The sequence below is a fragment of the Paenibacillus sp. p3-SID867 genome, from assembly GCF_025142895.1.
Classification (GTDB): domain Bacteria; phylum Bacillota; class Bacilli; order Paenibacillales; family Paenibacillaceae; genus Paenibacillus_AQ.
This window is the reverse complement of the sequence record NZ_JAMBDM010000008.1, coordinates 105,428-119,156: the sequence shown is the minus strand read 5'-3', so window position 1 is coordinate 119,156 and position 13,729 is coordinate 105,428. Positions and strand designations below refer to the sequence as shown.

The following is a 13,729-nucleotide window of genomic DNA, read 5'->3' as shown; positions in this document are numbered from 1 at the left end:
AAGGGCATTCCCGAGGACTTTGATCCACAGGGAAGGCCCTTGCCTTATGTCAGTATGCCTGCTCCATATCGCAAATCTATACCTTTCACCTACACATGACGCCGTTCCATCAGATTAATGCCTATGCCCATGCACAACACCCCGATGAGCAGCATTTTGGAAATCGGGATCCAGAGATCCGCGATGCCATAGCCGTACACGGCTATTCCCGTCAATGCTTTCATGGCATGGGTCAGCGGAATGACCTCAGCGATACCAAGCAAAATCGGATTCGTGATTGTACCCGGCGGCATATATACCCCGCTAATGAGCGGCAGGATCGGAATGATGGACGGAAACAGCGTTCCAAATTGCTCAGGCGACTGCAATATGCCCACAAAGAGCATACATAAAGCGACGATGGTCAGTGTGTAGATCACAGTGACTAGCAGCAGCAAGCCGTATTGGTCGCCGAGGTCGAAGCCGAAACCATACCGAAAGATGAGCAGCACCAGGATGATCTGCACGATGCCGATCACAGAGCTGTATAGCAGATGACCCATATACATCTCTGTTTTTCGGACAGGAGACAGTATCAGCCGATTCCATACGCCGGAGGCTTTATCCTTCGTAATCGTATTTACCTTGAAACCAATGGTAAACATGACGAGGAATAACGAAAATCCGAACATCAGCTGAAGTCCCATATCATGAGAAACGAGTTCTCCCCCACCCTGAGACTCGGATTGGAGACGCAAGGGTGGTTTCTCCATATAAGCATAGACGTGCTCGCGAAATTTCGTTTCATCTTGCAGGTTCGCCGCTGCGGCCCGAAGCTGCAGCTCTCGTTCATAAACCGTACGGAGATGCTGATCAGCTAACTGGGCGTATGGGTTATCCATTGCGGCTATGATGCGATAATCATCCGAGACCAGCTTCACGGCGAGATCTGCGCGTCCCTCGCGCACTTTCTTTCTTGCCGTCTGTTCATCCTCCATTCGAAATTCGAACGTATCGTTTTGATTCAGCCATTCGATCCACTTGGCTTCGGACTCATCAACCGCCCCGTCTGCGGTGAAGATGTCAATCTTGATCTTGCTGTCAGCCTTCCCTCCGAACATCAGCGTGGCCAATATGCTCAGACCGATGAACATGATGATCATCCATGGATTTCGCTTTTCTTTCATCCATTGCGATAATAAGATGGGCGCCATCAGATCCGCCCCCTTCTTGGAAAGATCCATAAACTCGCAGCTAGAATAACGATGAAGAATACCCCTTGGTACAGGATCGGCAGCCATAGTTCTTGAAACGGACTGCCCTGTATCCACTGAATCATGGACATTAAGGCCAAGCCGTTGGGGGTTACGCTGCCGATGCTCATCAGCCAATCCGGCAAAATATAGATCGGCACCAGATTCCCTCCGATGACGCCAAGCACAAGAAGCAGTATGAATGAAATGCCGGTTGCGACATCCGTGTCCTTCATTCGGAAGAGCATGGCCGTATAAAGCGCAGATAACGCCGCAACCGTTAGACACATCATGAAGACAATGAAGGTCAAACCGATCCAGAAGATCAGGGATTTCCCCGGAAAAAGCTGAAACAGAAAATGCGAGACGATCAGCAGGGCCGCAGATTGCAGCAGAGACATGCAGAAGGTCGACCCAACCTTACCGGACAAGTAGCGATATGGATGGGTTCCGGCGAGAAGGAGACGCATGAACACCATCTCTCGCTTTTCCGTGATCGATTTGGACGCCGTCGTTGTGGAAACGGACAGCGCAAAGAATATACTGACCGCCAGGGCGTAATATTGAAACGAGGTGATCATGTCCACACCCTCAATTTGTTCCAATCCGCCGACAGGGCTGTTCGCCAGCGCAAGCTCGCCCTCACCCTTGCTTTCCTGTTCTTCCATTCCGCTGTCCAGCGCAGCTTGATAATTAACGGCACCCAAAAACCCATCCAGCATATTTTGCAGAACATTCACTTTCATTGAATTCTCTAGCGCCGTCAAAGTCAGCACCGCACCGTCCCCCTCATGCAGGAGCAGCTTGTTAAGCGCCGCCAGTGTGTACCCCTCAGGAACTGTGATGACGGCCTCCACTTTCTCTTCCTCCAACTGCACATGGGCGGTCTTGTCATCCAATGCAGCAACTTGAAGAAATTCCTCAACCTCATCGTTGCCGAACATATTCATTAACAGGGCTTCCGGTTGGAAACTCGCGGCTGCTTTACTCAGTTCGTTCTTCTCTTCCTGGCTGATCGACATCCTCTTTAGGGTTTCCTGAAAGGCATGGACTCCCTCTTCATGCCGGTCCTTCACGACCAATGCAACTCTCATCTCAAGGGATTCATTCGAATTCTCTACCCAATTCGGCAAGGCAAATCCAAGAATCAGGATTAGCACTAATGGCATAAACAAAGCAATCAGCATCTCTTTCCGGTCTCTCCAATAGACAAGAAAGTCTTTTTTGAAAAATACGCCCAAGCGGCTGTCCCTCCCTTCAATCCCGAAGTTTGCGGCCGGTCAAATGAAGAAATACATCCTCGAGACTTGGCGACTGGATATGGATATTCTGAATCTGCACTTCATGGCGTTCGGCAGCCTGCACAATACCGGATAGAATGTAACTGTTCTTCATGACAATGAGCTTCAGCCCATGATCCGTCTCCTCAACCTGCCTGACGCTTTCTAAGGAGCGAAGCTCCTCGGCCAGCTCCGGATTCGGGCGATTCAGCTGGATGACCAGCGTATCCTCACCGGACAAGATGTGCTGCAGCTCCTCCTTGGTACCCGATGCGATAATCCGCCCGTGATCCATAATGTACATCCGGCTGCACAGCTGCTCCACCTCTTCCATGTAATGGCTTGTGTACAGTACCGTTGTCCCTTTGTCCCGATTTAAGCGCCGCACGGTTTCAAGGATATGATTGCGGGACTGCGGATCAATGCCCACGGTCGGTTCATCCATGATGACGATTTGCGGATCATGCAGCAGAGCAGCTGCGATATTGATCCTTCTCTTCATGCCTCCGGAATAAGTTCGAATTAACTCCTTCTGGCGATCCCGAAGACCGACCGTCTCAAGCAGCTCCTGAATTTTGATCTCCAGTTCCTTTCCGTTCAATCCATATACGCGCCCGAAGAATTTAAGGTTTTCATACGAGGTTAGTTCCTCATACAAGGCAATTTCCTGAGGCACCACGCCTAATACGGTGCGAATGTCCTGCGGATGCTTGAGCACGCTTTTGCCGTTCAGGCGCACATCGCCGCCCGTCGGTTTCAGCAAGGATGATATCATGGAGATTGTTGTCGATTTCCCGGCGCCGTTCGGTCCGATCAATCCGACGGATTCTCCCCGGTCCAGATACAGGCTGACTTCCTCCACAGCAGTCTTGCCCTTAAACACTTTTCGAAGTTCTACGGTTTCCAGCATCATGTCCCCCCATTCTCGATATGAACCCTAACGTGCCTTGTTGCTCTTCGTTCATATCGTCCTCCACTGCTACAAGTGTATATGCAAAAAGGCAGTGCCATCACTGCCCTCGGTCATTGCTTTGATTCCGAACCATGACTTCAGTCATGTCAGGATCGGATTTAACGGGATATCGTCCTCTCTCGCGAATCAAACCACATTGTGCCGTATAGCATAAATCGCCAGCTGTGTCCGGTCTCTTAGATCAAGTTTGTCCATAATCTGGCTGACGTGATTCTTGATCGTTCCGATTGACAAACCCAGCTCGTCTGCGATTTCGCGGTTGCTGCGCCCTTCCCCTACCAGACGCATGATGGACAGCTCCCGCGGGGTAATCGAAGCATCAACGACGGGTGCTTTCTTCTCTCCCAGCAGTTTGGGGATCACCTTGGCCGCCACATCCTCTTGGAGCGACAATCCACCGCTCAAGCAGCTTCGAATCGAGCGGATCAAAGCCTCCGGCTCCGCCTCCTTCAGCATGTATCCGCTTGCCCCACTCTTTAGCGCCTCGACCGCATACTGATCGTCGTTAAACGTCGTCAGCATCAGCACTTTTGTCTTCGGCCAGCGTGAACGTATGATGCGGGCAGCCTCCAAGCCGTTCATCTCCGGCATTCGGATATCGAGTACGACGACATCAAAGATATGGTTTTCGCATAAAGCCACAGCCTCTTTGCCGTTACCAGCTTCACCGGCAACCAGCATATCCGAATCGCTTTCGATCATCATCTTCAGACCTTGACGAACCATGGCCTGATCCTCTGCCAATAATATACGTATCAGCGGACTCCCTCCTCTATTAACTTGGACATGAACAACGTTCCGCGAACGATAAATTGGTTATCGTACTGGGAGATTTGAAGCTCGCCCCCAGCCTCTTCCATTCGCTCTTGCATCGCTTTTAAACCATAGCCCTCCCGGTATGTATCGCGTTTCCGGTGATACGGATTGCTTACCTCAAAACGGAATATGCCGCCTCCCGGCGCTTCAAAAATGATATGCACTTCTCGCGTGCTCCCATGCTTCATCGCATTGGTCATGGCTTCCTGAACCGCACGGTATACCGCAATGGATTGGATATTGTTTAAGGGTACGGTTAAGGCTCCATGCCGCGCCGTTAGCGTTACGCGCATAAAGCTCTCGGATTCCAACCGCCGGAGAAGTCCGATGATCGCGGGCAATCCGCTGGTCTCCTGCTGCTTCATGGATTTCACCGCGTTCCTGGTCTCCTCCAGACTTTCCTTGGCAAGGGCTTTGAGCCCCTTCAGAACCTCGGCAGTTTCCCCCTCTGCCTGCATCCGGTGCATCTCAAGCTGCATGAGCAGTGCCGTTAATTTATGCCCAACGGAGTCATGGATATCGCGGCCGACCTGAGCCCGCTCCTCCTGCCTGGCATGCTGCTCATCCGTAATCAGGCGACGCTTCATATTACGATACTCACTGAGCAGCGTTTCATATCGCACTCTTGACTCTTCATTACGGGAGAAGACGGTGCGAAATAAGGCCAGCCCCATCGCAAGCATAACCGAGTATAAAACGAGGAAGAACCACGGAAACTCGGGGTATCCGAACAAACCCGGCACCATGGCACCTGCAGCCAGAACAAGGCCAATGCAGGCAGCATGAACGAATGGGAGCCGATACACGGCTTTTCCCGCCAGGATGGAATAAACCAGCAAAATGTACGGGTTCGTTGCAGTCGTATTGGTCGGCCATAAGGAAATAACGGAAAATGCCGACGCTACGAGCAGTGTGACAAATAGCATTGCAGGCCTGGCACGGAATAATGGCGCCAAAAAAAAGGCCATGAAAAAAATGGCGCTGCTCCCCAGCCTCCAAGGCAACTGATCCGGATTAACATGCTGGAGCACAGGAGCGAAGGCGCCCAGCCAGCTCAAAACAAGAAATAAAAACCATATCCAGAACGACCGCACTTGCTCCCCTCTCTTTCCTATCAAGAGTTTCACAATTCCCAGACAAAAATCCCGTACCAATTTTTAGTTATATCATATCACATGCCTCATCGCGTCTACTGGGGAAATAAGTAAACTGGAAATAAAAAAACGCTTCGAGTTTATTGTGAAAAAATAAACATACACCTTTAAACCCTTACTAATACAGGGATTTATTCGGCAGGCTTAGGGGTCGATTGTGGCGAAAAACAGGCCCGGAATTGTGACGAAACTGGTAACTCTCGTGAATGTTTGAACAAAGTATGAACTGCCTCAAAACCGCGCCACTACAATGATTTCGCTCACAACCGTACCCTTTTGTAACAAATTGAACACATAAAATTACATACATTGACACGAATGTGGATTAATTTGTTAATTATACAAGTTTATGTGTTTTGCAAAGCCGAGCGGAACTTTCTACTATAGATGTGTCAGTAACATTGAATCGAACGAACGTTTCAAGGAAAGGGGTACATCATGAACAAAAGAGGGCCGTTATTTGCATTGTTATTATGCTTTACCTTGCTCTTATCGGGATGCAGCTCGCTCACGGTATTAGATCCGAAAGGACCGGCTGCCAGAACCCTATCCGATACAATCATATTCTCCATTCTCATGATGGTCGGAATTCTAGCGGTAGTTTACGCGCTCTATATCTACATGCTTACCAAATATCGAGCCAAGAAATCCAACGAAGGTTACGAGCCGCCTCATGAAGAGGGCAACAAATGGCTGGAAATTCTGTGGACTGCCATTCCGATTCTGATCGTTGCCGTGCTCTCGGTCGTAACAGTCAAAACGACGGTGGCCGTCGAGAATGTGCCTGAAGGCTACGAGAACCAAGAGCCTCTGGTTATTTACGCTTCCTCCTCGAACTGGAAATGGCACTTCAGTTATCCGGAAGAAGGAATCGAGACTGTCAATTACGTGAACATTCCGACCAATCGTCCGATCGAGTTCAGGCTGTATTCATTCGGTCCGATCACAAGCTTCTGGATTCCTCAGCTTCACGGACAGAAGTACGCGATGAGCGACATGATCACCAAGCTGAACATGGTTGCCGACGTACCGGGTTCGATGATGGGCCGTAACGCGAACTTCAACGGCGAAGGCTTTGCCCATATGGAGTTCGAAGCTCTTGCCATGACCTCTGCCGAGTACGATGAGTGGGTTAAGGATGTAAAGGACACCGCGCCTGAACTGAAGGAAGATGAGTTCAAGAAGCTGCTGGATACCGCGCATGTCGGTCGAATGACTTTCTCCAATACGCATCTGGAATTCAGTCCGCCGCCATCCGAAGATCATCACCATGGCGGCGATGTCAACGGCAATGAGGAGCATCAGGACCATAAAGACGTCCACCCGGATCCTGCAACAACGGAAGAAACGGAATTTGACAGCGAAACGAACGTGGATCCGAACGAACCGCTTCCGAACTTCCCGGCTGAAGAAAGCCCAAATCATCAACATGAAGGACATTAAATCGGTGCGTGAAACGTTGTTCACCCGATCTACTTCATACATCCAGAAAGGAGCTAGGCCTTTATGAAATGGGACGAATTTTTCGTTACCGGTGATCCGTTAATTTACGGCGCCATGGTGAGTATCGTGCTCGTCTCGCTCGCAATCCTCTTCGGTTTGACCTATTACAAGAAGTGGGGTTACATGTGGCGGGAATGGCTGACGACCGTGGATCACAAAAGAATTGGTGTCATGTACATCATCTGTGCATTGATCATGCTGTTCCGCGGAGGCGTGGACGCGATCATGATGCGTGCGCAAACCGCCGCACCGGAGATGAAGTTTCTGACCGGGCAGCATTACAATGAAGTATTCACGACTCACGGGGTCATCATGATCCTCTTTATGGCCATGCCGTTTATTTTCGGTCTGATGAACGTCATCATTCCGCTCCAGATCGGCGCCCGTGACGTAGCATTCCCTAAACTGAACGCAATCAGCTTCTGGTTGTTTTTTGCCGGCGCGATGCTGTTCAACATTTCCTTCGTTATCGGAGGTTCGCCGGATGCCGGCTGGTCCGCTTACTTCCCGCTGGCCAGTATCGAATTCAGCCCGACGGTCGGCAATAACTACTACTCTCTGTCACTTCAGATCTCAGGGATTGGTACGTTGCTTACAGGTCTTAACTTTATCGTAACGATACTGAAGATGCGTGCCCCGGGCATGACCTTGATGCGCATGCCGATGTTTACGTGGTCTGTACTGATCACTTGTGTCATCATTATCTTTGCTTTCCCTGTACTTACGATTGCGCTCCTGCTTATGATGTTCGACCGCATCTTTGGTTCCCAATTCTTCACGATGGCGAACGGCGGTATGGATATGCTATGGGCCAACCTGTTCTGGGTATGGGGTCACCCTGAGGTGTATATCGTTATTCTGCCGGCATTCGGTATTTTCAGTGAGATTATCTCGACCTTCTCCAAAAAGAACTTGTACGGTTATAGCTCCATGGTATTAAGCATGGCGATTATTTCCGGATTGTCCTTCCTGGTATGGGCCCACCATTTCTACACGATGGGTCAAGGGGCCATGGTCAACGGTTTCTTCTCCATCACAACGATGGCGATTGCCGTACCGACCGGGATCAAAATATTCAACTGGCTCTTTACGCTTCGCAAGGGTCGAATCAGCTTTACGACGCCGATGCTCTACTCGCTTGCCTTTATTCCGATCTTCACGATCGGCGGCGTAACCGGCGTTATGCTGGCGATGGCCAGTGCCGACTATCAGTATCATAATACGATGTTCCTGGTTGCCCACTTCCACTATGTGCTCATTCCAGGCGCCGTATTCGCCGTCATTGCCGGTTTCCATTACTGGTTCCCTAAAGTGTTCGGCTTCCGTCTGAATGAAAAGCTGGGCAAAATCGCATTCTGGTTCATTGCCATCTCATTTAATGTTACGTTCTTCCCGATGTTCTTCCTGGGATTGATGGGGATGACCCGCCGTACGTACACCTATTCAGCCGAAACCGGCTTTGGCCCGCTGAATATGCTGTCGATGGTCGGCGCAATTGGACTGGCGATCGGATTCATCCTTCTGGTATACAACATCTACTGGAGTACACGGTACGAGCCGCGCGACAAAACAGGAGATCCATGGGATGCACGCGCACTGGAATGGTCAACGCCAAGTCCGGTTCCTGTGTACAACTTTGCGGTAACGCCGAAAGTCAAGGGCCGCGACGCCTTCTGGTTCTCGAAGAAAAACAATGAGCCGCTTTCAGATGAGAAAATCACGAAGATTCATATGCCAAGCAACACCGGAAAACCGTTTATACTGGGTATCGCCTTCTTCTTCCTTGGCTTCTTCCTGGTATTCAGCTGGTGGATTCCATCCATCGTTGCCGGTATCGCGGTATTGATTATTATGGCAACCATGTCCTTCGACCGTGATCACGGATACTACATTCCGGTTGAAGAGATTGTTCAAACCGAACAGAAACTGCGGGGTGATACGGTATGAAAATAGATGCCACTCAGCCGCTGGAATATGGAACAGAGGAAAACCGTAATCGAATATTTGGCTTCTGGCTGTTCCTCGGAGCTGAAATTGCGCTCTTTGCCACCTTGTTTACCGTCTACTTCGTTCTCGTGAACCGCTTTGCCAGCGGTCCGAGCGGAGCGGAAATCTTTGAAATTACGCCGGTCCTGCTTGAGACGTTCCTGCTCTTAACGAGCAGCTTCACCATCGGTTTGGCTGTTCATGCGATGCGTCTGGGCCTGAAAAAGCAGATGATGATCTTTATGATCATCACCCTGCTGCTGGGTGCGGGATTCCTCGGGATCGAGATCTTCGAATTCTTCACCTATGTGCATGAAGGAGTAACGCTCTCAACCAGCGCCTTCTCCTCCAGCCTGTTCACATTGCTTGGCACGCACGGAGCTCACGTTACCTTCGGTCTCCTGTGGGGAACTGCCATTCTGATTCAACTTAAAAAGCATGGACTGGATCATTCCACAGCCAACAAGTCCTTCATCTTCTCGCTCTACTGGCACTTCCTGGACGTTGTGTGGATCTTCATTTTCAGCTTTGTATACTTGAAAGGACTGATGTGACATGATAAAACAGCTGTTTCCAATTAAGCATGTAGCGGGTTATATATCGTCTCTCGTCCTTTCAGCAGTTGCACTTGTCGTTCTGCTTGATATGCCGGCAGCTTCGAAATTGGCCGTTCTGCTGATCACCGCGATCCTGCAGGCAGCCGTTCAGCTCATGCTGTTCATGCACGTCGGGGAAAGTGATGACAAAAAATCCGTTTACATCAACATTGCCTTCGCTCTGTTCGTTGGCCTTGTCACGATTTTCGGAACGCTGTTCATCTTCGTATGGGGCTGGTATGCTTAATCCTGCGAATATCTCTGAATTTGCAATGTAACGATATATGTTCGCATCCTGAACATGTATCATCCAATATCAAAGAGGGTGTCCCAAAAGATGTTAGATCTGGCGGGATGCCCTCTTTTTCTGTTTTGCGACGCAACGAGCACGAATCGATCCTTCCACTCTTCCGACACACAAAAAGAAAACCAATTCTCGGTAACCTGGCAGTGCCGCTGCCAATTACGAGAAACGGTTTCTTTCTACATTCAATATCCAACTTCATCTGCCGATGACAATATGAGGATCCATTAGTTATGTCCAGACTCCATATCCAAAATCTCATCAATCTCGCCCTGGAGCTTCATGGTCAGAGTCTGTTCGTCTCCAATGATCCAGGCGTGATTGTACGGAGCATCCCCCCTGGACGCAGCACTTTGACGGCGGATCGATTCAACATATTTCGTAATGGAGCGTGGCACCCCGTCGCGCTCCGTAAACAATAAAGGGGCATGCTTGCCCATATGGGACAATGGAGCGGCTGCAATGGACAATACGGGGGACTCTGGTGTCGAGAACGAGAGACTGTACCCCGGTGATTGAACGCCCCAACCAAAGCCTGTTACAGGATCATTGAACTGCGCGAAATGAACGGCATTCTCGAATGGGTCATCTCCGGATATTCGCGTCACCTTACCATATTGCCGCAGCTCGTCCTCTACTGCCCGGGATACCACCTTTTCCGGGCCGATGATATAGATATTCGCTTTCCCTTTCCGCTTATGAAGCGCCTGTGCTGTCTCATCAGGGACATTCTTCTCGCCAACATACAGCATCGTTTCCGGCATATGGGCAATCCAGCTCACCGCGGGGAGCGTATAATCCGGACGGTCCATCGATCCGACAATAACCGAGGTAGGTACAGATCCGGATACCTTAGCTGCATATTCATCAATCGCGGCTGCTGCTGCTTCAGGTTCCCCGGCAGCAATGTGATCAAGCTTGTATTCAAGCCCGTTCAACTCCTTCATCACCTGATCCGAGATTGGTCCGACGGTGATAATCTCAATGCCCTTGTTATGCTCCGCTCCCCTTGGCTTCAACCGCCGCAGCTCTTCCAGCGTTTCCTTGGGAATCCCCTCTTCTTCCACAAACAGCAGCGACCCTTCGCTAAGCTGCGTCAGATCGACGCTCACGGCCGCTATGGACCATTGAGCCGCATCCACCAGAATCACCGTCTGCGGTCGACTGTGCTCATTCGTGGACTGCCACAGCGTCTTGGAGGTCAGTACGGCCGCATTTACAGGATCGGATGTATTCAATCGAATGGTGTTCTTCGTAGCGGACCATGGTACAGGAACATCCTTCAGCAGCTCTTTGCTGTGAACAGCCGAGGGGATGGAGGGTTCGGAATGACTTTGGGTCTGACTCCATGCGAGGATCCCTGCCGTTAACAGGGCAAGAGCCCAGCCAGCGATCATTTTTTTCACCGTATATTCCTCCTGTCTAACAATGAAGCGTCTCTAGGATTGATCTACTCCACTCTTGATGCTGTTACATCTACAGATCTTCCATTAACTTCTCCTCGTCCATATCCAGCGGCAGGCCTGGACGATCATTGGTTCGGTTTCGCACCCATTGCTCCTTCAGCATCTTCACAAACACGTCATCCCGGGACAGCCAGACGCCATACTGCCGCTTCATGTGCCGCTCCGCCTCCTCGAACGATCTGAACCGGAATGGGAGAGGTTCCCCGTTCCACTCGACAATCCATTCACCGGCGTTGGCATAAACAAACAGCAGATCCTCGCCCCAACTTTCGTATAGAACGCCGGACTCCGCGCCCTTAATATTGAACTGATTCCGCGAAGCATCGAACCGGATCGGTTCCAGCTCGAACGGTTCAGCAGCAAATAACTGATACACTTCCTCCGTGATCGTGCACCCCGCTGCTTTGGGATGACCGCCTCCCCCGTACCGCATCGCCACATCGGACACGTCCACGTGATCATGAATCGTGCGAAGGCTCATTTTCCTTCCCCCCATGTTCAAGATAGCAATGTAATCCAGGTGGGGATACGTCGTTCCCAGCTCACTGGCAAGTTCAGAGTGATAGGATTCGGCATATACGATGCCTACGCAATGTTCCCCCACGAAGGTCTGAATGAGCTCTCGCTGCTTGCGGCGGATATAACGATCGATTTTATTCTCTTCCATGTCCAATATTTTTTCTTCAAACTCATCAAAGAAGAAGCTCCCTTGCTCCCGCAGACGCTGCGTCATCTTGCTCTCAAACTCGTCAAGGGACAACATATAGAACAAATCGTTCAGGCGTTTAGCCTCAACCTTCTGGTTCTCTTCCCATTCCCACGTATCATAGAGGCGAACCAGCTCTACAAATTCATCCAGCGCTTCACTTCTGCCCAAATGTCCATGCTCAATTAAATATTCATAGAATAACGAGGTTGCCGATGCCAAGCGGCCGTCCCGATGCGTGACGTCCACTTGCCCCCAGCTATATTCATTCAAGTGAAGAGCCGTTTTATGGTGATCGATAAGCTGCACCTGCCCTCCCTCTTCAACAAACACGTTCAGTTCCTTCTCCATATCCGGAGCGACCGACAAATCCGTAATAAACAACACATCATACGGATTATCCTGCAAGGAAGTCCGGTTCAGATACCTCGCGACTTGTTGATTCAATCCGTGAATGGAGTTGTAACGGACATCAATTCCTTCGCCGAAAGCGCATTTGGCGATAATGCCGCAACCGACACCATCCAGATCATTATGGCTGTACAGATGATACATAGGTGACTTCCTCCAAACAGTAGGTTGAATGTATAGCTGATCCAAGTCTTTCATCCCTTTACAGTTCCCTAAAATCTGCCGTTTTAACCCCCTGTCAGCCCTACCCGATGGTACAATGCAGCAAAAAAAAGAAGCAGCTTTAACAGCCGCTTCTTTTTGGATAATTAAATTATTATGCCTCTTGAACAGGTCTCGGTCCTTTGGTTGCCATAACCTCATACATGCCGTGACTGGAGCTAATCACATGCTCAGGCTGCGGCTTGCCTCGGTTATCACGATGTCCTTGAATATGCGCGGGACTGGTCTCCCAGCGTTTCCACGCCTCTTTGGATTCCCAGCGAATCATGACGATGACCTCTTCCGTTTCGTCGGTACGCTTTGCATTTTTGACAAGGACATTCAGATCAATGAAACCTTCAATTTCTTCTATGGGTCCGGGCTTGCTGAAACGCTCTACAACCAGATTGGATGTGCCTGCCTTAACAATAATCGTTTTCGTCTCGATCAACATATTCAACGAACACTCCCTTAGCGAAAATAACCGTAATATGAACGATATTCTTTTATTCTAAATGATAACGATTATCATTGTCAAATTTGATCCCCCTTACCCGAAAAACAAAAAAAATCTGACCAGCATAAGTCTGCTGATCAGATCGTCATTAATTCAGTGAAATGTGCTGCATGGAATTGCAAGCAGTGCAATCCTCCTGTAAATAAAAAAGCGAAGTAAAGCCGGCCTTCTTCAGCTTGCGCGCAGCCAGGATTCCATCCGAACGCTTGGGCGTTACAATGACCACGGAGTCGTCGGGTTTCAGCTCCTGCTCCCACACATAAGGCAACCTTCCGAGAGAGATGTTAATCGTCTCTTTCCGCGGACAAGCCATATAATCGGACACATCACGTACATCGAGCACTTTCAGATTCGGACATTCCTTCTGGGCCAGTCGAAGATCACTGCACTTCATGAACCGCAAGCCAGATATAGGTACATACCTTCGGTAATATAAACTGAGTATAAATATAATCAGAGCGGCAGATGCAATCAGCACAAAGCATTCCCCCATCATTGTCATGTGCATCGACTTGATGCTTGGTGAGCATGGGACTTTCAACTCCCATCCCCTACCCCTACGGGTATATAGTATGTGCTTCATG

The 13,729-nt window shown here is 49.9% G+C and carries 13 protein-coding genes; 4 read left to right on the top strand and 9 right to left on the bottom strand.

Going from position 1 to position 13,729, the window contains the following annotated elements; translation table 11 throughout:
• Positions 1-89 precede the first annotated feature (89 nt).
• The 5 genes from M4D81_RS17465 to M4D81_RS17445 all read right to left on the bottom strand — a co-directional run bounded on the left by M4D81_RS17465 (position 90) and on the right by M4D81_RS17445 (position 5,419).
• Positions 90-1,193, bottom strand: a complete 1,104-nt coding sequence (locus M4D81_RS17465; RefSeq protein WP_260067481.1) for an ABC transporter permease — start codon at positions 1,191-1,193, stop codon at positions 90-92.
• Positions 1,193-2,473, bottom strand: coding sequence for an ABC transporter permease (locus M4D81_RS17460; RefSeq protein WP_260067480.1), 1,281 nt, complete (start codon positions 2,471-2,473; stop codon positions 1,193-1,195). The genes M4D81_RS17465 and M4D81_RS17460 overlap by 1 nt, the downstream gene beginning before the upstream one ends.
• Positions 2,474-2,489: 16 nt before the next feature.
• Positions 2,490-3,422 carry an ABC transporter ATP-binding protein gene (locus tag M4D81_RS17455; protein WP_260067613.1) on the bottom strand — a complete coding sequence of 311 codons (933 nt, stop codon included), beginning with the start codon at positions 3,420-3,422 and terminating at the stop codon, positions 2,490-2,492.
• A 189-nt stretch (positions 3,423-3,611) separates the two neighbouring features.
• Positions 3,612-4,244: a response regulator gene (locus M4D81_RS17450; RefSeq protein WP_071224327.1), complete on the bottom strand. Its 633-nt coding sequence runs from the start codon at positions 4,242-4,244 to the stop codon at positions 3,612-3,614.
• Entirely contained in the window at positions 4,241-5,419 is a 1,179-nt protein-coding gene (locus M4D81_RS17445; RefSeq protein WP_260067479.1) for a sensor histidine kinase, read from the bottom strand. The genes M4D81_RS17450 and M4D81_RS17445 overlap by 4 nt, the downstream gene beginning before the upstream one ends.
• 474 nt (positions 5,420-5,893) lie before the next feature.
• On the opposite strand from M4D81_RS17445, the gene qoxA reads away from it, so the two are divergent.
• The 4 genes from qoxA to qoxD all read left to right on the top strand — a co-directional run bounded on the left by qoxA (position 5,894) and on the right by qoxD (position 9,787).
• Positions 5,894-6,898, top strand: a complete 1,005-nt coding sequence (gene qoxA, locus M4D81_RS17440) for a cytochrome aa3 quinol oxidase subunit II (protein ID WP_071224329.1) — start codon at positions 5,894-5,896, stop codon at positions 6,896-6,898.
• A 63-nt stretch (positions 6,899-6,961) separates the two neighbouring features.
• Positions 6,962-8,905 carry a cytochrome aa3 quinol oxidase subunit I gene (gene qoxB, locus M4D81_RS17435; RefSeq protein WP_260067478.1) on the top strand — a complete coding sequence of 648 codons (1,944 nt, stop codon included), beginning with the start codon at positions 6,962-6,964 and terminating at the stop codon, positions 8,903-8,905.
• Positions 8,902-9,498, top strand: coding sequence for a cytochrome aa3 quinol oxidase subunit III (qoxC, locus tag M4D81_RS17430; protein ID WP_071224331.1), 597 nt, complete (start codon positions 8,902-8,904; stop codon positions 9,496-9,498). Before qoxB ends, qoxC begins: the two co-directional genes overlap by 4 nt.
• Before the next feature lies 1 nt (position 9,499).
• On the top strand, positions 9,500-9,787 hold the full coding sequence (gene qoxD, locus M4D81_RS17425) for a cytochrome aa3 quinol oxidase subunit IV (protein WP_071224332.1): 288 nt from the start codon (positions 9,500-9,502) through the stop codon (positions 9,785-9,787).
• Positions 9,788-10,071: 284 nt separating this feature from the next.
• Here the strand turns inward: qoxD and M4D81_RS17420 are convergent, their stop codons facing one another.
• The 4 genes from M4D81_RS17420 to M4D81_RS17405 all read right to left on the bottom strand — a co-directional run bounded on the left by M4D81_RS17420 (position 10,072) and on the right by M4D81_RS17405 (position 13,623).
• Positions 10,072-11,241, bottom strand: a complete 1,170-nt coding sequence (locus M4D81_RS17420) for a cell wall-binding repeat-containing protein (RefSeq protein ID WP_260067611.1) — start codon at positions 11,239-11,241, stop codon at positions 10,072-10,074.
• A gap of 79 nt (positions 11,242-11,320) precedes the next feature.
• Positions 11,321-12,571: a DHH family phosphoesterase gene (locus tag M4D81_RS17415; RefSeq protein ID WP_260067477.1), complete on the bottom strand. Its 1,251-nt coding sequence runs from the start codon at positions 12,569-12,571 to the stop codon at positions 11,321-11,323.
• A gap of 172 nt (positions 12,572-12,743) precedes the next feature.
• Positions 12,744-13,082 carry an antibiotic biosynthesis monooxygenase gene (locus M4D81_RS17410; RefSeq protein ID WP_260067476.1) on the bottom strand — a complete coding sequence of 113 codons (339 nt, stop codon included), beginning with the start codon at positions 13,080-13,082 and terminating at the stop codon, positions 12,744-12,746.
• A gap of 151 nt (positions 13,083-13,233) precedes the next feature.
• Positions 13,234-13,623 carry a rhodanese-like domain-containing protein gene (locus tag M4D81_RS17405; RefSeq protein WP_260067475.1) on the bottom strand — a complete coding sequence of 130 codons (390 nt, stop codon included), beginning with the start codon at positions 13,621-13,623 and terminating at the stop codon, positions 13,234-13,236.
• Positions 13,624-13,729 lie beyond the last annotated feature (106 nt).

Excerpts from the sequence above, each read along its gene's own strand:
- qoxD (WP_071224332.1), top strand. The coding sequence starts at position 9,500 with ATGATAAAACAGCTGTTTCCAATTAAGCATGTAGCGGGTTATATATCG.
- qoxC (WP_071224331.1), top strand. The coding sequence starts at position 8,902 with ATGAAAATAGATGCCACTCAGCCGCTGGAATATGGAACAGAGGAAAAC.
- M4D81_RS17415 (WP_260067477.1), bottom strand. The coding sequence starts at position 12,571 with ATGTATCATCTGTACAGCCATAATGATCTGGATGGTGTCGGTTGCGGC.
- M4D81_RS17455 (WP_260067613.1), bottom strand. The coding sequence starts at position 3,422 with ATGCTGGAAACCGTAGAACTTCGAAAAGTGTTTAAGGGCAAGACTGCT.
- M4D81_RS17410 (WP_260067476.1), bottom strand. The coding sequence starts at position 13,082 with ATGTTGATCGAGACGAAAACGATTATTGTTAAGGCAGGCACATCCAAT.
- qoxB (WP_260067478.1), top strand. The coding sequence starts at position 6,962 with ATGAAATGGGACGAATTTTTCGTTACCGGTGATCCGTTAATTTACGGC.
- M4D81_RS17420 (WP_260067611.1), bottom strand. The coding sequence starts at position 11,241 with ATGATCGCTGGCTGGGCTCTTGCCCTGTTAACGGCAGGGATCCTCGCA.
- M4D81_RS17465 (WP_260067481.1), bottom strand. The coding sequence starts at position 1,193 with ATGGCGCCCATCTTATTATCGCAATGGATGAAAGAAAAGCGAAATCCA.
- qoxA (WP_071224329.1), top strand. The coding sequence starts at position 5,894 with ATGAACAAAAGAGGGCCGTTATTTGCATTGTTATTATGCTTTACCTTG.